Origin of the sequence: Micromonospora sp. NPDC049903, from assembly GCF_044460945.1 — a bacterium.
Taxonomy (GTDB): Bacteria; Actinomycetota; Actinomycetes; order Mycobacteriales; family Micromonosporaceae; genus Micromonospora.
The window spans coordinates 157,782-181,620 of record NZ_JBITKL010000009.1 but is presented as its reverse complement, the minus strand read 5'-3'; the positions used below and the strand labels follow the sequence as shown (position 1 = coordinate 181,620).

Annotated in this window: 19 protein-coding genes and 1 riboswitch; of the genes, 10 read left to right on the top strand and 9 right to left on the bottom strand. The window is 72.5% G+C overall.

What is annotated here, in order from left to right; genetic code table 11:
- Nucleotides 1–150 precede the first annotated feature (150 nt).
- Nucleotides 151–3,435 (bottom strand): endo-1,4-beta-xylanase, encoded by a 3,285-nt coding sequence (locus tag ACIBO1_RS16935; RefSeq protein ID WP_396747148.1) that lies wholly within the window; start codon nt 3,433–3,435, stop codon nt 151–153.
- A 322-nt stretch (nt 3,436–3,757) separates the two neighbouring features.
- Nucleotides 3,758–4,423, bottom strand: coding sequence for a Crp/Fnr family transcriptional regulator (locus ACIBO1_RS16930; protein ID WP_396747143.1), 666 nt, complete (start codon nt 4,421–4,423; stop codon nt 3,758–3,760).
- A gap of 59 nt (nt 4,424–4,482) precedes the next feature.
- On the opposite strand from ACIBO1_RS16930, the gene ACIBO1_RS16925 reads away from it, so the two are divergent.
- The gene (locus ACIBO1_RS16925) at nt 4,483–4,761 is read left to right on the top strand and encodes a YciI family protein (protein WP_350696972.1); all 279 of its coding nucleotides are present in this window, start codon (nt 4,483–4,485) and stop codon (nt 4,759–4,761) included.
- Nucleotides 4,762–4,815: 54 nt separating this feature from the next.
- On the opposite strand, the gene ACIBO1_RS16920 is transcribed toward ACIBO1_RS16925, so the two are convergent.
- The 3 genes from ACIBO1_RS16920 to ACIBO1_RS16910 form a co-directional block, all read right to left on the bottom strand.
- A complete protein-coding gene (locus ACIBO1_RS16920; protein ID WP_396747140.1) occupies nt 4,816–5,400 on the bottom strand; it encodes a hypothetical protein in 585 nt (194 codons plus the stop codon).
- Nucleotides 5,401–5,720: 320 nt separating this feature from the next.
- Nucleotides 5,721–6,434: a hypothetical protein gene (locus tag ACIBO1_RS16915; protein WP_396747138.1), complete on the bottom strand. Its 714-nt coding sequence runs from the start codon at nt 6,432–6,434 to the stop codon at nt 5,721–5,723.
- 69 nt (nt 6,435–6,503) lie between these two features.
- Nucleotides 6,504–7,469 carry a ParB N-terminal domain-containing protein gene (locus ACIBO1_RS16910; RefSeq protein ID WP_396747135.1) on the bottom strand — a complete coding sequence of 322 codons (966 nt, stop codon included), beginning with the start codon at nt 7,467–7,469 and terminating at the stop codon, nt 6,504–6,506.
- Between the two features lie 177 nt (nt 7,470–7,646).
- Between ACIBO1_RS16910 and ACIBO1_RS16905 the strand changes: the two genes are divergently transcribed.
- On the top strand, nt 7,647–10,439 hold the full coding sequence (locus ACIBO1_RS16905; RefSeq protein ID WP_396747132.1) for an AfsR/SARP family transcriptional regulator: 2,793 nt from the start codon (nt 7,647–7,649) through the stop codon (nt 10,437–10,439).
- Nucleotides 10,440–10,453: 14 nt separating this feature from the next.
- Here ACIBO1_RS16905 and ACIBO1_RS16900 read toward each other — a convergent pair whose 3' ends face one another.
- Nucleotides 10,454–11,326 carry an alpha/beta fold hydrolase gene (locus ACIBO1_RS16900; RefSeq protein ID WP_396747129.1) on the bottom strand — a complete coding sequence of 291 codons (873 nt, stop codon included), beginning with the start codon at nt 11,324–11,326 and terminating at the stop codon, nt 10,454–10,456.
- A gap of 665 nt (nt 11,327–11,991) precedes the next feature.
- Here ACIBO1_RS16900 and ACIBO1_RS16895 point away from each other — a divergent pair.
- The 8 genes from ACIBO1_RS16895 (at nt 11,992) to deoC (ending at nt 20,680) form a co-directional block, all read left to right on the top strand.
- Entirely contained in the window at nt 11,992–12,984 is a 993-nt protein-coding gene (locus ACIBO1_RS16895) for a glycoside hydrolase family 11 protein (RefSeq protein ID WP_396747126.1), read from the top strand.
- A 195-nt stretch (nt 12,985–13,179) separates the two neighbouring features.
- A complete protein-coding gene (locus tag ACIBO1_RS16890) occupies nt 13,180–13,962 on the top strand; it encodes a GntR family transcriptional regulator (protein ID WP_396747124.1) in 783 nt (260 codons plus the stop codon).
- A gap of 103 nt (nt 13,963–14,065) precedes the next feature.
- Nucleotides 14,066–15,442 (top strand): ABC transporter substrate-binding protein, encoded by a 1,377-nt coding sequence (locus ACIBO1_RS16885; protein WP_396747120.1) that lies wholly within the window; start codon nt 14,066–14,068, stop codon nt 15,440–15,442.
- Nucleotides 15,443–15,500: 58 nt separating this feature from the next.
- On the top strand, nt 15,501–16,472 hold the full coding sequence (locus tag ACIBO1_RS16880; RefSeq protein WP_350696965.1) for a sugar ABC transporter permease: 972 nt from the start codon (nt 15,501–15,503) through the stop codon (nt 16,470–16,472).
- Entirely contained in the window at nt 16,472–17,296 is an 825-nt protein-coding gene (locus ACIBO1_RS16875; protein ID WP_350696964.1) for a carbohydrate ABC transporter permease, read from the top strand. The genes ACIBO1_RS16880 and ACIBO1_RS16875 overlap by 1 nt, the downstream gene beginning before the upstream one ends.
- A complete protein-coding gene (locus ACIBO1_RS16870) occupies nt 17,293–18,768 on the top strand; it encodes an FGGY-family carbohydrate kinase (protein ID WP_396747116.1) in 1,476 nt (491 codons plus the stop codon). The genes ACIBO1_RS16875 and ACIBO1_RS16870 overlap by 4 nt, the downstream gene beginning before the upstream one ends.
- A 56-nt stretch (nt 18,769–18,824) precedes the next feature.
- Entirely contained in the window at nt 18,825–19,841 is a 1,017-nt protein-coding gene (locus tag ACIBO1_RS16865) for a zinc-binding dehydrogenase (RefSeq protein ID WP_396747113.1), read from the top strand.
- 128 nt (nt 19,842–19,969) lie between these two features.
- Nucleotides 19,970–20,680 carry a deoxyribose-phosphate aldolase gene (gene deoC / locus ACIBO1_RS16860; RefSeq protein WP_396747111.1) on the top strand — a complete coding sequence of 237 codons (711 nt, stop codon included), beginning with the start codon at nt 19,970–19,972 and terminating at the stop codon, nt 20,678–20,680.
- A gap of 106 nt (nt 20,681–20,786) precedes the next feature.
- Here the strand turns inward: deoC and cobF are convergent, their stop codons facing one another.
- From cobF to cbiE, 3 genes are read right to left on the bottom strand one after another with little or no spacing between them, the layout of a single operon-like run.
- A complete protein-coding gene (gene cobF / locus ACIBO1_RS16855) occupies nt 20,787–21,557 on the bottom strand; it encodes a precorrin-6A synthase (deacetylating) (RefSeq protein WP_396747108.1) in 771 nt (256 codons plus the stop codon).
- A gap of 14 nt (nt 21,558–21,571) precedes the next feature.
- The gene (cobM, locus tag ACIBO1_RS16850) at nt 21,572–22,342 is read right to left on the bottom strand and encodes a precorrin-4 C(11)-methyltransferase (protein ID WP_396747105.1); all 771 of its coding nucleotides are present in this window, start codon (nt 22,340–22,342) and stop codon (nt 21,572–21,574) included.
- Nucleotides 22,339–23,550 (bottom strand): precorrin-6y C5,15-methyltransferase (decarboxylating) subunit CbiE, encoded by a 1,212-nt coding sequence (cbiE, locus tag ACIBO1_RS16845; RefSeq protein WP_396747300.1) that lies wholly within the window; start codon nt 23,548–23,550, stop codon nt 22,339–22,341. Before cbiE ends, cobM begins: the two co-directional genes overlap by 4 nt.
- Before the next feature lie 89 nt (nt 23,551–23,639).
- A riboswitch (cobalamin riboswitch) is annotated at nt 23,640–23,743 on the top strand.
- Nucleotides 23,744–23,839: the final 96 nt, after the last annotated feature.

Genomic DNA, 23,839 nt, shown 5'->3' with positions numbered 1-23,839 from the left:
TTTCGGGGGGGGGCCCGGCGGGCCCTATGTATTGCCCTCGGGGCGGGTCGGGGGGCCCCCGCCCCGGGGTCCCGGGGGGGGGGCCACGGGGTTGGGGGGGGCCCCCCACGAGGCCCACGGACCGGCCCCGACGTCAGCCGGGGCCGGGTCTCACAGATTGGCGCAGTATCCGACGCTGTGGGTGCTGGCGCCGGGCTTCAGGGTCCGGTTCCAGTCCACCCCGCTGATCCGGTAGCCGCCGTCGGCCAGGCGTTCCCGGGTGAAGTTCCACGCGGTGTAGATGTCGCCCTCCAGGTCGACGATCGCGCTCCAGGCCACCGGCTTGTCGCCGGTGTTGGTGGCGGTGATGGTGGCGCAGTAACCCCCACCGCTGTCGGAGTTCCACCGGGCCACCCGGGTGAGCGTGACGTCCACGGTCGAGCCCTCGACCAGCCGGCCCACCCCCCAGCGGGCGGTGCTCTGGTAGCCGACGCCCTCCTGTTCGGCCCAGTTGCGGATCGACGTGCGCGTACCGCCGGAGGCGTCGTTGACCTGGAAGTCCAGGCCGTGGAACGTGTCGAGGCCGCCGTACTCCAGCAGGCTGATCGCGGCCTCGACGGTGTAGCCCGTCGGGGTCCGTACGGCCGCGCTGGTCAGCCGTCCCGCCTGGAACGCCTCGTCGCCGGTGCCGAACGACACGACGTTGTCGGCGTTGATCCGGATCTGGGTGTCGTCGTAGCGGTAGGAGCCGTTCTTGGCGTTGCCGGCGTCGACGTAGATCTCCACCGAGTCCTGGGTCCACGGGTCGGACCCGGAGACGTCCACCTCCGGGTCGGTGACCTCGGCCAGCACGTAGAGCGTCTGGTCCCGCCACAGCGTCCGGACCTGCGCCACCGCCCCGTCGGTGCCGGAGACCTGCTTGGCCGTGGTCACCGTGCTCGCCTGGCTCCAGACCTCGTCCACCGTGCCGTCGACCACCGGCGCGCTGGACGCCCGACGCACCTCCAGGTACGACAATTCCTCCACCAGGGTCAGCGTGCCGACCGCACCCGGGGTGTTCCAGCCGGAGGTGGTGCCGTCGTCGGTGACCCGGACGTCGAGGGAGAGCGTGTCCCCCCGGGTGGCCTCGGCCAGCGGCAGGTGGGCGACCAGGTGGTAGCCGCCGTCCCGGGCCGCCGCCACCGCCGGCACGTCACCGGTGCCGTCCCGCCGGACCCGGTAGGTCTCGCCGTCCAGGGCGAACTCGATCCGGTCGTCGGCGGAGACCGTGGTGTCGGTGACCGTGACGTACGCGGTGAGGTGGTCCGGTGCCCAGCGCAACTGGAACCGGGCCGCCTCCTCCACCGGGTGCAGTGGCAGCGTGCGCCAGGTCAGGTCCGTCGGGGCGGCGGCGGTCAGGGGCACGTCCCCGGCGAAGACGGTGGCGGTGCGCAGCCGGGCGGGCAGCTCGCCGTCGACCGCGCCGTGGTAGGCGGGCTTGGCGCGCAGGTTGTCGTCGAACAGCAGCGGCGCGCCGTTGCCGGACCGCCAGGAACGCCCGTCGGTCAGCCCCCACACGGTGACGGCCAGCAGGTCGTCGGTGTGCTCCCGGAAGATCCGGAAGGCGTCCCGGTAGTAGTAGCCCTGCTCGATCAGGTTCGCCTGGGTGACCGGGGTGCCGGTGGTGACATCGAGTTCGGTGACGGCCTGCGTCACCGGCAGGCCGGTGAACGCGTCCAGCGCCGCCTCCAGGCTGCTGACCGGCGTGGCCAGCGAGACGTGGAACTGGTGGCCCACCCCGTCGACCGGTACGCCCCGGGCGATCAGCCGCTCCACCAGCGCCTTGTAGCGGGCCTGCTTGCCGCTCTGCTCGGTGTTGTAGTCGTTGATGAACAGGGTCACCGGGTCGGTGCCGGCGACCGCGTACACGTCGTTGAACGCCTCGTCGGCGTACTCGAACGTCAGGTCGATGAAGGACTCGCCGAGGATCCGGTACCACTCGCTGCGGCGCAGGCCGTCGGCGTACTCGCCGCTGTCGCTGACCACCTCGTTGACCGCGTCGAAGGCGTACAGCGGGTTGGTGGCGGAGCCGAAGGCGCCGTACCGCTCGCTCAGCGACCGGGCGACGGCGAAGATGTGCGTGCGCAGCCGCTCGCGCAGCACCTGCTGGTCGGCGGCGGACGTGCTCAGCGGCTGCCCGGCCGAGTCCTGGAAGAACCAGGCCGGCGTCTGACTGTGCCAGACCAGCACGTGACCGTAGACCTTCAGGTCGTTGTCGCGGGCGAAGTCCATCAGGGTCAGTGCCTGGTCGTGCGGGCGGAAGGTGCCCTCGTCGTCGTACCAGGCCTCCGGCTTCATGTGGTTCTCCGCCGTGATCTGGTTGAAGTGCCGGGTCAGCAGCTGCGCGGCGGCACCCTCGGTCTCCCGGCCGTCGATCGCCACCCCGACCGGGAAGTCGGTGGTCTCGTGGATGCCGGTGAGGTCCTCCACCACCGGCGGCTCGGGTACCCGGACGACGATGTCGTCGGCGAGGAAGTCACTGGTGTTGCCGGGTACGTCCGCGCCCTGCCAGCGGGTCTCGAAGTAGAGGTACGCGCTGTCCGCCGCCGGTACGGTGAAGCGGGCCGTCACCTGCGTCCACCCGGTGTTGGTGACGGTGGTGAACTGGGCCAGGGTGGCGAACGACTGGCTGCCGCCGCTGGTGCTGGCCAGGCTGAGCCAGACCTCGTCGGTCGGCTGGCCCTCGGTGAAGCGCAGCCAGGCGCTGAACTCGTAGGTCACGCCGGGCTCGACCAGCCCGGTCACGTCCCGGCCGAGCCCGGCGCCCTGGTTGACCCGGTCGCTGACCAGCGCCGCCGCCTCCCCGCCGTGCGCGACGTCGGTCAGCGCGACGCTCGGGGCGCCCGGACCGCCGTCGCGCGGCCCCCAACCGTCCAACCCGTCCTCGAAGTCGGTGTCGACGACCACGGTGCCCGGCGCCGGTCCGGTCCCGCCGTCCGGCGCGGTGATCAGCACGTCGTCCACCAGGAACGGGGTGGTCCCCTCCGCCTCGACGTAGAGGGTGGCCGCGCTGAGCCCGGTGGGCAGCGTGTAGTCGCCGCCGATCCGCACCCACTCGCCCGCCGTGGCGGGCACGCTGTCGCCGATCCAGGTGTACGTGTTGTCACCGCCGGCGGCCGGCGTCGACTCCACGGTGAAGTGCACACCGGCGGTGCCCTCGGTGCCGGCCGGGAGCTTCACCCAGGCGCTGACCGAGTAGCGCGTGCCGGGGGTGAACAGGGTGGTGGCGCTGGTCGCCGGGCCCTGCCAGTCGGCCGTACGCCCGGTGACCGAGAGGCTGTTGTCGCTGTCGTGGCCCTCCGCCGCGATGGCGAGGGTGACGTCGCCCCGCGCCCCCCACGGAGCGTACGAGCCGGACTCGAAGTCGGAGGAGAGGACGGTCTGCGCGGCGGCGGCCGGACCGGGTGCGACGGCCACGGCCGCGACGAGTGTCGTGGTGCAGAGGACGGCGAGAAGTCGCGATCGCTGTCGCGATCGGCGGGAGGATTTCCAGAGGCGCATCGGTGATCCCTTTACGCGATTGTGGCTGGTGGCGGGGTGCTTCGCTGGAGGCGTACCGGATGCATCCAAGCGCGTGCATGTTATGTCGGGCCGATTGTCGTGACCAGAACTTCCGGAAACTTTCGAAAAAGGGAGCGGTAGTGATCGGCCTGACGGAGGTTGACAGCGATGTGTTAGGAGGGGTCCCTTCCTATGCACGAGGCGTTAGTAGGGGGCCCTTCCTTGCACCGGAGCGTTGCTAGCGCTGCGCGGCTGCGGCCGTGAGCCGTCGGGGGTCCACCACCACGACGACGCCGGGTTCGACCCGGATGGCACCCGCCTCGACCAGGACCCGCAACGCCCGGTTGACGGTGACCCGGGACAGGCCGACCTCCTCGCCGAGCCCCTGCTGGGCGCCGGGCAGGTGGATCCGGCTGCCCGGCGTGGGCCGGTGCTCGGCGATCCAGTCCGCGATCCGGGCCGCCGGCTGCGGAGCGGAGCGGCGGACCCGGTCCCGGCGGTCCCGGTTGACCTGCCCGGACAGGTGCCGCAGCACGTGGTCGCGCAGTGCCGGCACCTCGTCGATGAGAGCCCGGAGGACGTCCGCCGGTAGGAACCGGACCCGGCATCGGGTCACCGCCGTCCAGGTGGCGGTGTGCGGGCCACCGTGCAAGGTGGCGGCCTTGTCCACCACGCAGGGGCCGGTGGCCGTGGCGAAGCGGACCCGTGTCCCGTGGCGGGTGTCGTACCCGGCGACCACGGTGCCTCGCTCCGCGACGATCAGGTGCCCGGCCGGGTCGCCGCACCGGGCCAGGACGGTGCCGGCCGGCACCTCGCGCAGCGGGCACTGGGCGGCGAGCCGCTCGATGCGGTCGGCGTCGAGCATCGAGAACAACGGCACCGCCGACAGGTTCTCGGTGGCCACGTTCCGCAGAGTATCCCGCGATACAGCCGACCGTCGGTCCGGTCCGTAGCGTCCCCGCCGTGATCTGTGTGGAACTCTCCTTCACCGCCGACCCGGCCCGCCTGGCGGCGCGTCCCGACCACCGGCAACGCCTGCGCGCCTGGCACGACCAGGGCACGTTGCTCCTCGCCGGCCCCTGGGACGACGACTCCGGCGCACTGCTGGTCTTCGCCGCCGAGGCCGCGACGGTGCGCCGGCTGATGGCCGAGGACCCGTACTTCACCACCCCGGGCGTCCGCGTCGTGTCGCTGCGCGCCTGGCGCCCGCTGGTGGGCTCGGACCGGCCGGGCACGCTCTGACCCGCGGCAGCGGCGCGCCGCCGTGGGCGGGGCCGCCGCATCAGCCGGTACGGGTCACAGCCCGGCCGCCGCGTCGTACCGGCGACGCAGGTCGGCCATCTCCCCGGGCTCGAGCGCCTCCTTCTGCGCCAGGTCGGCGTACTTCGCCGGGAACATCTGCCGCAGCCGGTCGATGAAGATGACGTCCTCGGTCGCCTCGACCACCTGGATGCCGGGTGGGTTGGTGGAACGGTCCATGATGACCGGACCGGCCAGCTTGACCGCCCAGTCCCAGGTGCGCTTCTCCTCGGCCACCCCGCAGAGGTGGAAGCCGTAGACGGTCTGGACGTCGGCGATCGAGGTCACCTCGGCCGGCTCGAAGCCGTACACGTGGACTCCGCAGACCACCGCCGGTGGCGTCTCCTGCCCGTCGGCCGCCTGCTGGGGCGCGTGGCCGGCGTGGTTGTGCTGCCCCGGGTCCGCCTGTTCCAGCGTGGCGCGCATCCAGGTCATGAGCTGCCCGCGCAGGTCCGTCGGCTTCGTGTCCGTCTCGGCGGCGTTGACCAGTGCCACCGCGGTGGCCGAGACGGTCAGCACGATCACCGCCACCCACACGAAGCGGTTCCGGTACCACCCCGCCACACTCTGTCGGGAAATCATGACTGCCTCTCACCTCGTCGCCGGTTCTGGTGCGTCGGCAGATCGCGTCGGACGCCCCCGACATCTCCGGCCGCGACGCCTCGCGGACTCGTACCGGGGGACACACGTTCGGCGGGGACACCTACCCGGAGATGTGCCCGTCGTCGTGGTGATGGCCTGGCGATGCGGCGCGCGACCGTCTGCCGATGCGGCGCGCTGCCGGCATAGCGCTGCTCCCGTGCGCTGGCCGTTCCCAGCGCGTTTGCCCCCGCGCTGCGGCGATATGAGCCATTCCAGCACGCTCGGACCCGGTCCGGCAACATCGACCGTCGCCGAGGTGACTATTTCGTCCGGCGCGTCCCCGCGAGGTCGTCGAGAGCGTCTCGCGGGTCCGGCCGACCGAAGGCCAGCGCCAGGAACGGTCGGGCCGCCAGGTCGTCCCGGCCGCCGACGCCGGACAGCAGGGCCGGGTGCGGGCCCCGGAACAGGCCGCCGCCGAGACCCTGTCGCACCGCAAGCAGATACGCGGCGTGCAGGCTCGCGCCGGTACGCAGCAACAGGTCGAGGTGGCCGTCGACGTCCTGCCCGGCCGGGGCGGCGCCCAGGTCCCACACCGGAGCCAGCACGCACGGCACCGTGGCGCACGGGCCCGATGCCAGCCCGGTCATCGCCTCGGCCGCCGGTAGTCCGGACGCGTCGACCAGCTCGCCGTCGCGGTACTCGTGGACGCCCGGGCTGGTGTCGGTGACCGCGCGGGCGAACACCAGCCACCGTGTGCCGTCGGTGTCCTCCGGTGCGTCCGGCTGCGCGGCGTCGGCAGCGGCCTGACAGACCCGCAGCACGTCGGCGCGGGGCAGCGGGTCGCCGAGGTAGCGCCGCACCGGCCGTCGGGTCCGCAGGAGATGGTCCACATCCTCACCGGCGAGCCGGGACGCCGGGATCGGCAGCCGAGGCGCGGTGAGAGCGGCCACCGACGTCCGCCGTCGGACCGCCTGCATCAGGCCTGCGGTCCGGTCGCCGGACGGGCCGTGCCGGGGCGGCGGGGTCTCACTCATCGACACCTCCGGAGAAGAGCAGAATGCCGGTGACCACCTCGTCCCGACCGTCCCGGCTGCGGCCGGTCCTCAAGCCGCCCGCTCGGTCAGATCGGTGTCGCCGAGCCGGTCGGTGAACTCGTGCCAGGCGCGGGCACATGCCTCCCCGACGTTGCGCAGCACGTCGCGGCAGTGGCCCGGCGTGGCGTCGGCGACCGCGTCGGACTGCTCGACGAGTACCAGCGTCGCGGAGACCAGCCCCAGCAGCGCCCGCCCGCGCTCGGTGTAGCGCAGCGATGGGTCGTTGGCCAGCCGTTCCAGCCCGGCCCGGAGCACCGGTCCGAGGGGATCGGCGGCATCCGGCCCGGACGGGGCGCCCGCCGTGCCCTCCCAGGCGACGGTCGCCACGGTCGCCAGTTGCCGGCGGACGTCGAAGGCGGTGCCCACCGAGATCCCGGCCTCCCGCGCCACCTCGCGCAGGCTGGCCTCCGGTCGGCGACGCATCAGCTCCGCGGCCCGCCGCCGACCGTCCGCCGCGGACAGAGGTCGCTGGCGTCCGTCCCGGCCCACCCGGATGTTCGGATGTGCACGGTCATCGGGTGAACAGCGCCGCAGCGTCGCCACCGTACGCGGGGCCACCCCGCAGACCGAGGCGATCCACCGGTCCGAGCGCTCCGGGTGCGAGGAGAGTATCCGCCGGGCGGCGGCGGCCCGCTCCGGGCCGGTCAACGGCATCCCGTGCCGCACGTTGACGTGCACGGCGGCGACGAAGGCGTCGTCGTCGGAGCCGTCGAAGAAGGTCACCGCGATCTGCCGGTCGCCGCGCAGCCGGGCGGCCGCCAGCCGCTGCGCACCGTCGACGACCCGCATCGTCGATCGCTGCACCAGGATCGGCGGGATCACCTCGACCGAGTCGGCGAGCTGCTGGATCCGGCCGGTGCCGGCCACCGTCGACCGGGGCGAGGAGCCGACGACCACCGAGCAGACGTCGACGAAGGTCACCTCCCGACTCTGGGCGACCTGGATCCGTTCCCGCATGCGCACCTCGACCGCCACCGTTTGGGAAGATCATCGATTGGCGGCCGATGGTACGGTCTCCGGCGTATCCGTCGCGCACAATTGGCGTACAAACGAATTGTGCGCGACTACCGTCGATCGGTCGGTCCGGCTGTGCGGCGACGCGGTTCGGATGGGGTGCGGTCCAATGGCTCAGGCCGTCGGCTGAGGTGACTGATGCTTCTCCGGTTCGACCTTCTCGGCCCGTTGTCGGTGTCCCGGGACGGGCATCCCGTCGACCTCGGCTCGGTCAAACAACGGCTGCTGCTGGCCCTGCTGCTGACCCGCCCCGGCGAGGCCGTGCCCGCCGACGAGTTGGTCAACGTGCTCTGGGGCGACCAGCCGCCGGCCTCCGCCGGGGCGAACATCCGCACCTATGTGCGCGGGCTGCGGCAGGCGATCGACTACGACGGCCGGATCGTCACCACCGCCGGGGGTTACCTGCTGCGGGTGGAGCCGGACGAGCGCGACCTGGACCGCTTCGACGCCGCCGCGGCACGCGGGCGCACCGCCGCGGCCTGCGGTGATCCGGTACGCGCCGAGGCCGAACTGGCGCAGGCGCTGGCGCTGTGGCGCGGCCCCGTCCTGGCCGGGCTGCCGCTGCCCCGGGCGTTGTCGCGCTGGGTGGGACAGGTGGCCGAGCGCCGCCTGCTGGCCGAGGAGGACCACGCCGGCACCCAACTCGCGCTCGGTGCGGCGGCGCAGGTGATCCCGCGACTCCGGGCCCTGCTCGAACGGCATCCGTTGCGGCAGCGCGCCTGGGCGCACCTGATGACGGGCCTATATCACAGCGGGGACGCGGCCGGGGCCACGGCGGCCTTCCGGCAGGCCCGGCAGGTGCTCGCCGAGGAGACCGGGATGGACCCGGGGCCCGAGCTGACCCGCCTGTACGACGACATCCTGCACCACCGCTGCCCGCCGCCCGGTCCGCCGCCGCCTGCCGAACCCGCGCCCGTCGCCGGTACCCGCCCGGCGCAGTTGCCGCTCACCACGCCGGACTTCGTCGGCCGGCGGGAGCAACTCGCCCGCCTCGACGCGGTCGTCGGGCACCCGGCCGGCGGACCGACCTCCGTGGTCGTCACGGTGGTGTGCGGGATGGCCGGGGTCGGCAAGACCACCCTGGCGCTGCACTGGGCGCACCGGGTCGCCGACCGTTTCCCCGACGGGCAGCTCTATGTCAACCTGCGCGGCTACGACGAGGGCGAGGCGGTCTCCCCGGCCGACGCCCTGCTCGGCTTCCTGGAGGCGCTGGACGTACCGCTGGCCCGCATACCCAGCAGTCAGCACGCCCGCACCGGCCTGTACCGCAGCCTGCTGGCCGACCGCGAGATGCTCATCGTGCTGGACAACGCCCGCGACGCCGACCAGGTGCGCCCGCTCCTGCCGGGCGCGGGCCGCTGCGCCGTCGTGGTGACCAGTCGGGACCAGCTCAGCACGCTGGTCGCCGCCGAGGGCGCCCGACTGCTGACCCTCGACGTGCTGACCGACACCGAGTCGACGCACCTGCTGCGCAGCCGGGTCGACGGCAGCCGCCTGGACGCCGAGCCGGCCGCCGTGGCCGAGATGATCGAGGCAGCCGGTCGACTGCCGCTCGCGCTCTCCATCGTGGCGGCCCGGGTGGCCACCCGACCGACGTTCCCGCTGGAGGCGGTCGTCGCCGAGCTGCGGGCGCCGGAGACCCGGCTCGCGATGCTCGCCGACGGTGACGTACGGCGGGTGTTCTCCTGGTCGTACGAGGCGTTGAGTCCGGACGCGGCACGCCTGTTCCGCCTGCTCGGCCTGCACCCGGGCCCGGAACTGAGCGGCTCCGCCGCCGCCGCGCTGCTCGGCTGGCCGCGTGTCGCGGTCGCCCCGGTGCTCACCGAGCTGACCCGGCTGCACCTGCTGACCGAGCACCGCCCCGACCGGTACGCCTTCCACGACCTGCTGCGCTCGTACGCCGCCGAGCTGGCCCAGGCGGACGAGCCGGTCGACCAGCGGTGGGCCGCCCACCGCCGGCTGTACGACCACTATCTGCACAGCGCCGAACCGGCCGGTCGTCTGGTGCAGCCGCAGTGGCCGCCGGTGACCGCGCTACCGGCGCTGCCCGGCAACGTCCGCGTGCCGATGGTCGACCAGGACGCCGCGCTGGCCTGGTTCACCGCCGAACGGCACGTGCTGCTCCGGGTGATCCGGCAGGCCACCGCCACCGGCTTCGACGCGTACGCGTGGCGGCTGGCCTGGGCGTTGACCACCTTCCTCGCGCCGGGTGGGCTCTGGCAGGACCAGTCGACCGCTCAGCAGGCCGCGCTGGAGTCGGCGGAACGTCTCGGTGACCTGGAGGCACAGGCCACCGCCAACCGCCTGCTCGGCCGGGCCGCCTACCGGCTGGGCGAGTACGACACCGCGGGCGAGCGCCTCCAGCGCGCGATCACGCTGTACGAGAAGCTCGGCGACCAGGACGGCCTGGCGCAGACGCTGCACAACTACACCGAGCACTGCTTCGTGCTCGGCCGACGGGACGAGGCGTTGGCGCACGCCCACGAGGCGTTGCGGCTCTACCGGCTGGTCGGCAACCGGGCGGGCGAGGGGCGGGCGCTGAACGCGATCGGCTACCTCCACGCCGTGCTGGGTAACCACCGGCAGGCCATCGCCGACTGCACCGAGGCGCTCGCCCAGCAACGGCTGATCGACGACCGCAACGGACAGGCGGCGACGCTGGACAGCCTGGGCTTCGCCTACCACGGACTGGGGGAGTACGAGTCGGCGGTGAGCTGCTACGAGCAGTCCATCGAGTTGTTCCGCGACTCCGCCGACCGCTACCACCAGGCGGAGACCCTGACCCGTCTCGGCGACACCCGCGCCGCCATGGACGACCTCGACGGCGCGGTGGCGGCCTGGCGACTGGCCGCCGCCATCTTCGACGACCTGGGCGACCCGGCCGCCGAGGGTGCCCGTCGCCGACTCGCCGAGGTGCGACGCTCCGGCTAGGCGGGAGCCGCCGGTCAGCCGAGGAAACGGTGCAGGGCCTCGGTCAGCCCGACCGGGTTCTCCTCGGCCACGTGGTGACCGGACTCGATCGGGTGCCCGCGCAGGTCGTCGGCCCAGGGACGCCACACGGCGAGCGGGTCGCCGTACAGGTCGGCCAGGTCGTCGCGGGTCGTCCAGAGCAGCAGCGTGGGGCAGCGGACGGTACGCCCCGCGCGCCGGTCGGCCTCCTCGTGCTCGCGGTCGACGCCGAGGCCGGCCCGGTAGTCCTCCAGCATCGCCCGGATCGTGGCCGGGTCGTGGACGGCCTGCCGGAACTCCCGGTGGTTCTCGACGCCCATGCTCTCCGGCCGGGCCTTGTCGCCGTACCAGGCGTCGGGGTCGGCGCCGATGACGCGTTCCGGGGTGTCCGGTTGGGCGAAGAAGAACCAGTGGTACCACCGCCGGGCGAAGGTCGCGTCGCAGCGGGCGAGGGCCTCGCTGATCGGTACGCCGTCGACGACCACCAGCCGGTCGACCGCGTCGGGGTGGTCCAGGGCCAGGCGGAGCGCCACGTAGCAGCCCCGGTCGTGGCCCACGGCGGCGAACGTCGGATGGCCCAGCGCCCGCATCAACCGGACCATGTCCCCGGCGACCGCGCGTTTGGACTGCTGGGAGTGGTCGGGCCGGATCGGTGCCTTGCCGGACTGCCCGTAGCCGCGCATGTCCGGGCAGACGACGGTGTACCCGAGGTCCATCAGGCGCGGGGCCACCCGGTGCCAGGTCGCCCCGGTCCGGGGGTGCCCGTGGACCAGCAGAACCGGTGGCCCGTGCCCGCCGTGCCGTACCCGCAGCTCCACGTCCCCGACGTCGATCCGTTCGTCGGTGAATCCCTCGAACATGCGCGACATGTACCCCGATCGTCGCCCGGTCAACAGCGACGCGACCCGGGGTCGGCGGAAGCCCTGCCGTACTAGCTATGCACGCTGGTGCTGATCCGGATCCGCCACGTCGATGCCTTCGTGGACCGTCACGGGTGGGCCCCGAGCGGCAGCGGAGCACGGCGTCAGGCGCCGGTGGTCACGGTGCACGACGCGGCGTCGCACGCGATGTGCTGGATCGGCTCGGCACTCGGTGGCGGCCGGACCCGGTGAGCGCCCGTCGGCGCCGGTCGACGTCCGGAAGGCCACTGGAAGTTCCGATGGCAGGGGCCGGGCGTGTCCGGGGCGACACCGATAGTTGCGGTGGTTATCGTCCGAGGTGACGCGCTCACAACGCGGTTGAACAGGATCAACATCGCGAGGCTCGGCTGCTCCGGCCCGCCTGAGATGTCGGGAGTGTTTCCGGAAGTTGTTGACGTGTCCAGGGAAATCGGCCAATACTGATGGCCATCGACGCAGCTCGATCGTCGTCGACCTCGCCACCAGTTCCGCCGGTCACCGTGCGGCACGACCGGTACGCCACCACCACCGAATGCGCCACACGCCGACCGTCGACGGCGGTCGCCCGGGCCGCCGAGCGGCGGTCGGCGCGTAGCGCACTGCTGGCCTCCGGCCAGCCGTCCCGAGGAGGAAGCATGCCCGACGGCCTCGTGCAACCGAGACGCCGCAGACGCCTCCGGTCGCTCATCGGCGCGGCCTGTGCCGTGGCGCTGATCACGACCGGAACCATGGCGATCACCACAGGCCCCGCCCACGCCCAGACCGTGACCTCCAACCAGGAGGGGAACCACAACGGTTACTTCTTCTCGTTCTGGAAGGACAGCGGCAACGTCTCCATGACGATGGGGAACGGCGGCCAGTACAGCACCCAGTGGAGCAACGTCAACAACTTCGTCGCCGGCAAGGGCTGGAACCCGGGTACGCGGCGCAACGTGACCTACTCGGGCACCTTCAGCCCGAACGGCAACTCGTACCTGACCCTGTACGGCTGGACCCGTAGCCCGCTGGTCGAGTACTACATCGTGGACAGTTGGGGCAGCTGGCGTCCGCCGGGCGCCAACTCCATGGGCACGATCAACACCGACGGCGGTACGTACGACATCTACCGCACCCAGCGGGTCAACCAGCCGTCGATCGACGGCACGCAGACCTTCTACCAGTACTGGAGCGTCCGGACATCGAAGCGGGTGGGCGGCACCATCACCACCGGCAACCACTTCGACGCGTGGGCCGCCCGGGGCATGAACCTGGGCAACCACTACTACCAGATCATGGCCACCGAGGGGTACCAGAGCAGCGGTAGCTCCAACATCACGGTGAACAGTGGGGGCACCACCAACCCCACCACCCCGCCGCCCGGCAGCGGAGGCTGCTCGGTCAGCGTGAGTCGGGCCGAGGACTGGAGCGACCGCTTCAACGTGAACTTCTCGGTCAGCGGCAGCAACAACTGGACCGTCTCCATCCGCACCAACGGCGGCCAGAGCGTGCAGAACAGCTGGAACGCGTCGATCAGCGGCTCCAGCGGCACGCTCACCGCGCGGCCGAACGGCAACGGCAACAACTTCGGCGTCACGCTCTACAAGAACGGCAACAACACCACGCCGACCGCGAGTTGCTCCGCGAGTTGACGTGATCGTCCGTGACGGGGTGTCGGCCACTGGCCGGCACCCCGTCCGTCGTTCTGCATCACTGTCTGATCCCGGGTGAGTCGACCCGCCAAGTTTCCTCAGGTCAGGGGCTTGACGGCGTGATCGACCGGCCCTATGTTCAGTGATGTCCACAGACTAATGCGGACATCACTGAACAAGCGGCGAGGAGCAGGCGTGGCGACGACCCAGGAACTGAACCCCGCCGCCCTCAGGGCACTCACCCGACAGGTCTCGCCCGCCGAGGCCGAGGCGCTGCACGAGCAGATCTCGCAACTCATGCGGCAGCGCATCGAGTCGGGGGAGTGGCCGGAACATCTGAAGCTCCCCGCCGAACCCGAGCTGGCCGCCGCGCTGAACGTTTCCCGGGGCACGGTCCGCCGGGCCATCCGTACGCTGATCGAGGCCGGCCTGCTCAAGCAGACCCGGGGCAAGGGCACCTTCGTCCGGGGACAGATGCTGGAGCAGGAGTTCGCCCAGGAGCTGATCTCCACCGCGCAGAGCCTGGACCGCGAGGGCGTCGAGTACCACACGCAGGTGCTCTCCGCCCGCGTCGTGCAGGCCCCCGCGCACATCGCCGCCCACCTCGGCCTGCGTGCCGACGATCTCAGCGTGTTGGCCATCCGCCGGACCCGATCGGTCGGCGGCGAGGTGGTCTATCTGCTGGACAACTACCTGCCCACCGCCCTGTGTCCAGACCTGTCACCGCAGGTCCTCCAGGAACGGTCGCTGTTCGGAGTGCTCGAACACGACTACGGCGTGACCGTCGACTCGGTCCGGCGTACCTTCTCCGCGATACTTCCCGACGACGACGTCAGCACCGCGATGTCGCTGCGTCCCGGGGTCCCCGTCCTCTATCTCGAGCAGATCTCCTACCAGGCCAACGGAAACTCGGTCGAGTACTCCGACGTCTGGGTGCGCGGCGACCGCGTACGGATCTCCTCCTGGATCAAGCGGTAGGACGCCCCGCCCCACCACGTCCTTCCCCCTCCACACCCCACCCCCACTCGTGCCGACGGTGGTTCGCCACCGCCGTCGTCGCACGCTGCCCTGAGGAGACATCATGCGCAACGAGGCTCCCTTCCGGCTGTCCAGGCGCGGCCTGCTGACCGGCGTGCTCGGGATCGGTGGCGCCGTGGCGCTCGGCGCCTGCGCCGGCCGCGAGGGCGAGACCGGCACCGCGAACGCCGCAGCGGCCGGCGCGACCTTCGACGGCTCCGGCATGTCCTGGGACCGCTTCAAGGGCGAGACGCTCAACCTGCTGCTCTGCGAGCACTGGTGGACCTCCGCGGTCAGCAAGCGCTTCGCCGAGTTCGAGGCACTGACCGGCATGACGCTCAAGGCCAACACGCTCTCCGAGGACAGCTACTACCAGCAGGCCCTGGTGGCGCTCTCCTCCGGCGCCACCACCTACGACGCCCTGATGGTCGGCAACCTGCAGGCCGGGCAGTACATGAACGCGGGCTGGCTGGAACCGCTGGACGCGTACTTCGGCGGCGGCGACCTGGTCAACACCGGCTGGTTCGACCCGAACGACTTCTTCGAGCCGGCCCGCCGGGCCAGCAGCCTCAACGGTGAGCTGATGGCGTTGCCGCTCTCCGCCGAGGCCGGCGTGGTGATCTATCGCAAGGACCTGGCGTCGCAGGCCGGCATCACCGGCTTCCCCACCCAGGAGAGCCTGGTCGACGCCAGCGCGAAGCTCGCCGCGAGCATGGAACGCCCGTTCGCCGGGCGCGGTCGACGTGGACTCGACATCGTCTGGACCTGGACGAACTACTTCCTCACCCAGGGCGGCGAGTTCTACGCCGGCGACACCCCGGCGGTGGACAGCCCCGAGGCGGTCGCGGCGACCGAACTGTACGTGCAGCAACTGCTCAACCGGTACGGCCCGAAGGGCGCGTCCAACATGAGCTGGCTGGAGGCCACCGGCTCGGTCAACGAGGGCCGGGCGGCTCTCTACACCGACGCCAGCGGACTGCTGTCGGTGGTGCTGGACAAGAGCAGCAGCCAGCACACCGACCAGATCGCGGTGTCCCGCTGGCCCGGCAGCGCGTCCGCCCCGGCCGCACCGAACTACTGGTACTGGATGGCCGGCATCCCGAAGGCGTCGCGCAAGAAGGAGCAGGCCGCGCTCTTCTACGCCTGGGCGATGAGCAAGGAGACCGCCACCGCGGTCAGTGCCGAGTCGGGCAGCCCGTCGGCCCGCGAGTCGGTCTGGTCCAACGAGGACTTCCTCTCCTTCTATCCGGGCGACATGTCGCAGGAGATCGTCGCCAACCTCCAGGCCGTACAGCCGGAGCGGGTGCCGTACGCCCGGCCGACCTTCCCGAGCGAGGCCGACGCGCTCTCCCTCGAACTGATCAAGGTGCTGGTGGACGGCAAGGACCCGAAGCGGGCCATGTCGGACGCGGCGGCGGCGATGGCTCGGGCCGGCCGATGACGTCCCGCCCCACTTCCGTGGACGACTGCCGGAGCAGTCCATGCCGAACGAGGTTGTGATGTCCGCAGATCGAACAGCCGTGCTCGCGCGGCAGGCCGCCGACCCGACGCCGCCGACGCGTCCGGGCACCACCGGCGGCCCGCCGCGCCGCCCCCGCGAGGACCGGGGCCGGCGACTCTTCCTCGTCGGCATGCTCGCGCCGATGACGGTGCTGCTGCTCGCGTTCACCCTCTATCCGTTCGTGTCGGTGCTGGTCGGGTCGCTGCGACGCAACGACCTGACCCGCCCGGACGAGCAGGGGTTCGCCGGCCTGGCCAACTTCGCCGACGCGCTCTCCGAGCCCGGTCTGCTGCGGGCGGTGCTGCTTACCGTCGGCATGGTGGTGGTCGCGGTGGTCGCCGAGTTCGCCCTGGGTACGCTCGCCGCCTCGCTGCTCTGGCGGCCACTGCGCGGCAGCCGGCTCTACCTGGCCCTGCTGGTGCTGCCCTTCGGCGCCACGCCGGTGGCGGCGTACCTGTCCTGGCGGTTGATGCTCAACCCGGACGGTGGGCAGATCAACGCGACCCTGGGTGCGCTCGGGCTGCCCACACCGGGCTGGACGTCCGAGCCGATGCTGGCCGTGGTGGCCCTCGTGGTGGTCGACATCTGGCAGTGGGCGCCGTTCATCACGCTGGTCATGCTCGCCGGGCTCAAGTCGCTGCCGGACGAGACGTTCGAGGCGGGCGCCCTGGACGGCGCGAACGCCGTGCAGCGGCTGGTCCGCATCGCGCTGCCGATGCTCAAGCCGCTGGTGGCCTTCGTCGTGACGATCCGCGCGATCGACGCGATCCGTACCTTCGACTCGATCTGGATCATCACCGGGGGAGGGCCGGGCGCGGCGACCGAGACGCTCGTCGTGCGCATCTACCGGACCGCCTTCAACGACCTGCACATCGGCGAGGCGTCCGCGCTCGGCCTGCTGCTGCTCGTCGTCCTCTTCATCCTCGGCAAGCGGTTCGCCGCGCCCGCGCTGCAACGGTTGGAGCACTAGTGCACGAGACGCGCAAAGGCCGGGTCCTGCGGACCGTGGCGATCTGGGGCCTCATCCTCTGGTCGGTCCTGCCGTTCGCCTTCATGCTCCGCGTCGGCTTCGCCGCACCCAGCGACATCCGTGGCGGTGCGCCGGACTGGCTGGCCCCGCTCTACATGTTCAACTTCGTCGACCTGTTCGGCGACGCGGACTTCATGTCGGCGATCGGCCGCTCCGTCCTGGTCGCCGTGGTGTCCTCGGCGATCGCCATCGCCGCCGCCACCCCGGCCGCGTACGCCTGCGCCCGGATGAAGTTCCGGGGCCGCGCCGACTTCGAGTTCTGGGTGCTGTCCACCCGGATGCTTCCCGCGGTCGTCGTGGTCATCCCGTACTTCGTGCTGTTCCGCCAACTCGGCGGCATCGACACGGTGTGGGCGCTGACCGTGATGCACACGGTGGTCAACCTCGCGGTGACGTTCTTCCTGCTGCGCAGCTTCTTCGCCGACCTGCCGGCGGCGGTCTTCGAGGCCGCCGACCTGGACGGCTGCTCGGAGACCCGGAAGTTCGTCAGCGTGGCGTGGCCGATGGTGCGCAACGGCGTCGCCGCGGCGGCGGTGCTGAACTTCATCTTCTCCTGGAACGAGTTCGTCTTCGCGCTGACCCTGGCCAGCGGGGAGGCGAAGACGGTCTCGGTGGCGATGCTCGGGTTCATGCAGTTCCAGTCGGTGGCGATCGGCCCGATGATGGCCGCCGGGACGCTGGCCGTGCTGCCCGTCGCCGTCGTGCTCTTCGTGTCGCAGAAGCAACTCGTCACCGGCATGAGCTTCGGGGCGGTCAAGGGATGACCGACGTCGTGTGTGTGGTGGACGCCGGCACCACCGGGATCCGCTGCGCCCTGGTCGACGAGCGGGGCGAGGTGCACGGTCAGCACAGCCGGGAACTGGCCGTCGACCACCCGCAGCCGGGCCGGGCGGAGCAGTCCCTTCCGGCGATCTGGGAGGTGACCGTCGGGGAGCTGCGCGCCGTGCGGGCCATGGCCGACCAGGCCGGGCACCGGGTGGTCGCGCTGACGTTGGCCACCCAGCGGGCCTCCGTCGCCGGCCTCGACGCAGACCTGCGGCCGGTCACCCCGCTGGTGCTCTGGATGGACCAGCGGGGCGCGAGCGAGCTGGACGCCATGCGGGCGGCCGTCGACGCGCAGACCTACAGCCGGGTGTCGGGCATGCCGTTGAGCACCATGCCGGCCCTGGCCACCCTGGTCTGGCTCCGGGCACACGCCCCCGAGGCGTACGCCGCGTCGGCCGTCTTCGTCGGCGTCCAGGAGTGGCTGCTGACGCGGTTGACCGGCGGCCGACCGCAGGTCGACCGCAGTTGCGCCTCGTGGTACGGCCTGCTCGACCTGCACGCCGGACGGTGGAGCGAGGACCTGCTGGCCGCCTTCGACCTCGACGGCGACCGCCTGCCCGAGCTGCGCGCGGCCACCGACGTCGCCGGTGCCCTGCGCGACGAGATCGCCGAGGAGACCGGCCTGCCGCGTGGGCTGCCCGTCTACGTCGGCGGCGGCGACCAGCAGTGCTCGGCGGCCGGTGGCGGCGGAGTCCGTCCCGGCGCCGCCACCGTCAACCTCGGCACCTCGGCGACGATGGTCTTCCCGGCCGCCATCGGCGAGGTCGCCGACCCCGCCGGGTTCGTCCGCGCCGCCCACGTCGTCGAGGGCTGCGTCTCGGTCGAGGGCACCATCCCGGCCTGCGGGTCGACCCTGCGCTGGCTGCGGGAACTGCTGCGCTACGGCGACGACGACCCGGCGTACGAGCGGATGTCAGCCGACGCCCGGCAGGTCGAACCCGGCGCGCGCGGCCTGCTCTTCGCGCCCACCATGGCCGGCGTCGGCACCCCGCACTGGACGGCGGCCGGCGGCCGGATCGACGGCCTCGACTTCACCCACGGACCGGGCGCCCTCGTCCGGGCCACCATGGAGGGCATCGCCCTCCAGGTCCGTGACGTGCTGCGACACCTGCCGCCGGAGCTGGCCGGACCGACGTTGACCGCGATCGGCGGCGGTGCCCGCTCGGACGTCTTCGGCCAGATCCTGGCCGACGTCACCGGCCGCGCCATCGAGGTACCGGCCGGCGACCCGCAGGCCGCACCGCTGCGTGGTGCCGCCCTCACCGCCTGGGTGGGCCTCGGCCGGTACCCGGACCTGGCGCACGCCGCCGGGTCCCGGCCCGCCGCCCGCCGCCACCTGCCCGACCCCACCACCGTCCCTGTCTACGACGCCCTGTACCGCCGGTACCTCGACCTGGCGGACCTGGCGTGACACGCGACATCCGAGGAGAACGCGAGATGGAAGCCCACCCCACGGAAGAACCGTCGATGCGGGCACTGATGCTGACCGGTGACCGCACCTCGGTCGTACGCAGTGTGCCGCGCCCGGTGCCGGCCCCCGACGAGGTGCTGGTACGCGTGACCTCGTCGGCGGTCTGCGGCAGCGACCTGCCGCACTACCGCAAGCCGGCGGCGGAACTCGACAACCGCCTGCACACGGTGCCCGGCCACGAGGCGGTGGGCGTGATCGCCACCGCCGCCGCCTCCGGCGTCGGACCGGCCGAGGGCACCCGCGTCATCGTCTACCAGCACTCCGGCTGCGACGAGTGCGTCTTCTGCCGCAGCGGCGAACCGATGTTCTGCGCCGACCGCCGGACGCTCGGCAACCACCGGGGCGGCGCCGACGCGGAGTACGTCACCGCTCCGGCGACCGGCGTCCTGCCGGTGCCCGACGACGTCGGCGACGGGCTGGCGACGCTGATCGCCTGTAACTTCGGCACCGCGTACTCGGCGGTCCGCAAGTCCGGCGTCGGCGTCGGCGACCGGGTCGCCGTCTTCGGCCTCGGGCCGGTCGGCTGCAGCGTGGTGGCCCTCGCGGTGGCCGCCGGTGCCGAGGTCTACGCCGTCGACCCCATCGAGGGGCGGCGGGACCTGGCCAAGACGCTCGGGGCGGTGGTCGTCGACCCGCGCGGGCAGGATCCGGTCGCCATCGTCGCGGCGGTCACCGAGGGCCGTGGGCCGGAGATCGTCTTCGAGTGCTCGGCGAACCCGGCCGCGCAGGCGCAGGTGATGAAGCTGGCCCGGCCGCACGGCACGGTGGTGCTGCTGGGCGCGAACAACAGCATGGAGATCGACCCCGGCGTGGACGTGATCCGCAAGGAGTTGCGGGTGCTCGGTAGCTGGGTCTTCACCCAGCCGGAGTTCCCGGCCGTGCTCCGGGCCGCCCGTGGCCTGCCCGCGCTCGCGCACCTGCTCGCCCCGCCCTTCCCCGCCGACCAGGCGGCCGAGGCGCTGGCCGCGGCCGACGCCGGCCACGTCGGGAAGGTGTTGATCGACTGGTCGTGACCCGACCGAGCGGTGTGCCGCTCCCGTTCATCCGGTCCTTGACCATCCCCAGATCCGCCACTGCGGCGGCCGAGGCGCGCGACGCCGGCCGCCGGGTGCCGCACGTCCGCACAAAGGAGATCCCCGCCATGACGTCCGCCACGACGGCCCTGCCGACCGACCTGACCCCGGCCGCCCTCGCGCCGTACATCCAGCACACCCTGATCGAGGTGGGCACCACCCGGGACCGCATGATCAAGCACGCCGAGGAGGCGCTCGCGCACGGCTTCAACGCGGCGATGGTGCCGGGTTCCTGGGTGCCGGTCGTCGCCGAGGTGCTGCGCGGCACCGACGTGCAGGTGGCCTCCGCCCTGGACTTCCCGACCGTCGGCGTGACCACCAGCGCCGGCAAGGCGTTCGAGGCGGAGAGCCTGGTCCGCGCCGGTGCCGCCCAGATCGACATCGGTGTGCAGGTCGGCTGGCTCAAGAGCGGCATGTACGACGAGTTCCGCGAGGACATCGCCGGTGTCGTCCGCGCCTCCGGCGTGCCGATCAAGGTGATGCTGGAGCTGCCGCTGCTGACCGAGGCCGAGCGGGAGACGGCCGTCGAACTGTCCATCGAGGCCGGTGCGGCGTACCTGAAGAACGCCAGCAGCGGCACTGTCGAGGTCGCCAACCCGGAGAGCATCGGCTACCTGGTGTCCCGGGCCGCCGGCCGGAGCCGGGTCAAGGCGTCCGGCAGCATCAAGTCTTACCCGCAGGCCGTCGGGCTGCTGCGGGCCGGGGCCGAACTGCTCGGCACCAGCGCCGGCATCGCGATCGTCACGGACACCGCCACCGCCACGACGGTCAGCTACTGACCTGCCGGTGACGACGTGACCGCCCGGGCGTGGGTCGGCGAGAGGCACCCTCGCACCCGCGCCCGGGCCACGTCGCGCGTCGGCCCGGTCACGCCCCGCCGGTCGGTCACGCCTCGTCGACGGGGTCCCGGCGACGCAGCAGGTACGTGTCCATGATCCAGCCCTTGCGGCGGCGGGCCTCCCGGCGGGTCTCCACGATCCGCTCCGCCACCTCCGACAGTCGTCCGGCAACGAGGATCTCGTCGGCGGTGCCCAGGTATGCGCCCCAGAAGATGTCGAAGTCCTCGTCCAGGTAGTGGGTGAAGGAGCAGTTCGCGTCGAGCATCACCACGATGTCGTCGACGTCTGCGGGCAACCGCTCGGCCAGCCGTCGGCCGGTGGTGACCAGGAACGCCCGACCCACCCGGTTGAGCCCGATGCGGTGCCGTGCGGCCAGCGTCGCCACGCTGCTGACACCCGGGATCACCGTGTGCTCCAGCGCGACCCGCCCGCGCGCCTGGATCTCCTCGACCACCGCCAGGGTGCTGTCGTAGAGAGCCGGGTCGCCCCAGACCAGGAACGCGCCGCAGCCCCCGTCGGGCACGTGCGCGGCGACGGCCTCCTCCAGCAGGTCGGCGCGGTCCCGCCGCCACTGGTCCACCGCCGTCACGTACCCGTCTGCGGTCCGGTCCCGGTCCGGGTCGCGCACCTCGACCACGCGGTGCTCCGACCGGGCGAAACGGGCCAGCAACTCCTGCCGTAACGCGATCAGGTCGTGCTTCTCCGCACCCTTGTCGAGCAGGAAGAACACGTCGGCCCGGCGCATCGCCTCGGCCGCGGCGAGGGTGAGCTGACCCGGGTCGCCCGCCCCGATGCCGATCACCAGGATCGTCCGCACCGCGCTCACCCCGCTCATTCCGTCGGCCCGGTCGGACGCTTGGCGCTGCGGTCCCGGCCGGGGGAGTAGAGGTAACTGTCCGGAAAGGAGTCGGCGGCCAGCGCGGCCCCGACGATGATCACCGCGGTCCGGCGGATGCCGTGTGCCTCCACCTGGTCGGCGATGTCGGCCAGGGTGCCGCGCAGCACCACCTCGTCGGGACGGCTGGCGTTGGCGACCACGGCCACCGGGCAGTCCGACCCGTAGTGCTCGACCAGTTCCCCGGCGATCTGCCGGGTCCGCGCCACCGCCAGGTGCAGCACCAGCGTGGCGCGGCTGCGGCCCAGCTCGGCCAGGGTCTCCCCGGGCGGCATCGGCGTCGACCGGGCCTGGGTCCGGGTGAGGATCACCGTCTGCCCGACCGTCGGCACGGTCAGCTCCCGGCGCAACGTGGCCGCCGCCGCCGCGTACGACGGCACACCCGGCACGATCTCGTACGGCACCCCGGCCGCGTCCAGCCTCCGGGTCTGCTCGGCGACCGCGCTGAACACGGCCGGGTCACCGGAGCAGAGGCGGGCCACGTCGTGCCCGTCGCGGTGCGCCTCGACCATCGCCGCGACGATCTCGTCCAACGTCAGTTCGGCGGTGTCCACCAGCCGGGCGTCGGGCGGGCAGGTGGCGAGCAGGTCGGCGGGGACCAGGCTGCCGGCGTACAGGCAGACCTGGGCGCGGGACAGGACGCGTTGCCCGCGTACGGTGATCAGGTCGGCGGCGCCCGGTCCGGCGCCGATGAAGTGAATCGTCATGGCTTGCTCACCGCCCACTGCACCAGCGCGCGGGCGGGTTTCCACCCGGTGAAACCGCCCAGCGGCTCGGCGCGTTCGATCGACAACCGGGTCAGGTCCCCACCGTGCCGGGCCATCTGGTCGGTGAGTTCGCGTTCGCCCTCCAGGGTGACCGCGTGGGCGACGAGTCGCCCACCGGGCCGCAGCGCGTCCCAGGCCACGTCGAAGACCCCTGGCGCGGTCAGCCCGCCGCCGACGAAGACCGCGTCGGGTGCGGGCAGGTCGGCGAGGGCCTGCGGCGCGCGGCCCCGGACCACCCGCAACCGGGGTACGCCCAGGTTGCGCGCGTTGGCGACGATCCGGTCGGCGCGGTCGTCGCGGCTCTCCACCGCCACCGCCGACGTGCTGGGGTCGCTGCGCAGCCACTCGACGGCCACGCTGCCGCTGCCGGCGCCGACGTCCCAGAGCAGGTCGTCGCAGGTGGGACCGAGACGGGACAGAGCCAATGCGCGGGCCTCTCGTTTGGTCAGGGCGCCGTCGTGCGCGAAGGCGTCGTCGGGCAGACCGGGCACGGTGGACAGCACCCGGGTGCCGGGCGCGGCGGCGACCCGCACCGCGACCACGTTCAGCGGTGCGCCGGGTGGGGCGGACCACTGCCCGGCCCGGCCGTCGACGCGCTGTTCCGTGTCGGCGTCGAGCGCGGCCAGCACGGTCAGCTCGCTGTCGGCGTACCCGGCGTCGGTGAGCAGCCGGGCCAGCGCGGCGGGGGTGGCGGCGTCGGCGCTGAGCACCAGCAGCAGCCGGCCCGGGGCGAGGTCGCGGCGGACCTCGTCCAGGTCACGGCCGACCGCGCTGCGGACGGTGACCCGCTCCACCGGCCAGCCCATCCGCGCGCACGCCAACACGATCGAGGAGGGATGGCTGACCACACGCACCCGGTCGGCGCCGAGCAGCCGGACCAGGTGCGTGCCGATGCCGAACCACATCGGGTCACCGCTGGCCAGGACGCAGATCCGCCGGTCGGCATGCGTCGCGAGCAGGTCGGGCAGGGCCGGCAGCAGCGGCGTCGGCCAGGCGACCCGCTGCGCCGACACGCTGTCCGGCAGCAGGTCCAGGTGCCGCCGGCCGCCCAGCACGACCTCTGCCTGCCGCACCGCGTCGCGTCCGCGCTCGCCGAGCCCCGCCCAGCCGTCCGCGCCGACGCCGACCACGGCGACCGGGGATGTCATGGACCTCACGCGGCGCAACGGTAGTCCAGCAATCCGCGACCCTGCCCCCCCGGGGGGTCGGTGTGACATCATCGGCGACGACGGCGCGGTGGGGAACACCGGTGAGTCGGCCCGAACGGGGTCGGCGAATCCGGGGCGGTCCCGCCACTGTGACCGGTCCGGCCCCGCGCCGGCCACCGGAAGCCAGACACTCGCTGCGTCGTGCCACGTCGGCCGCTGCGTCGGCGTGGTCGGTGACCGGCCGTGGGCGAGGACCCACGCGAGGTGAAAGGTGTGGCCGTGCGGTCGT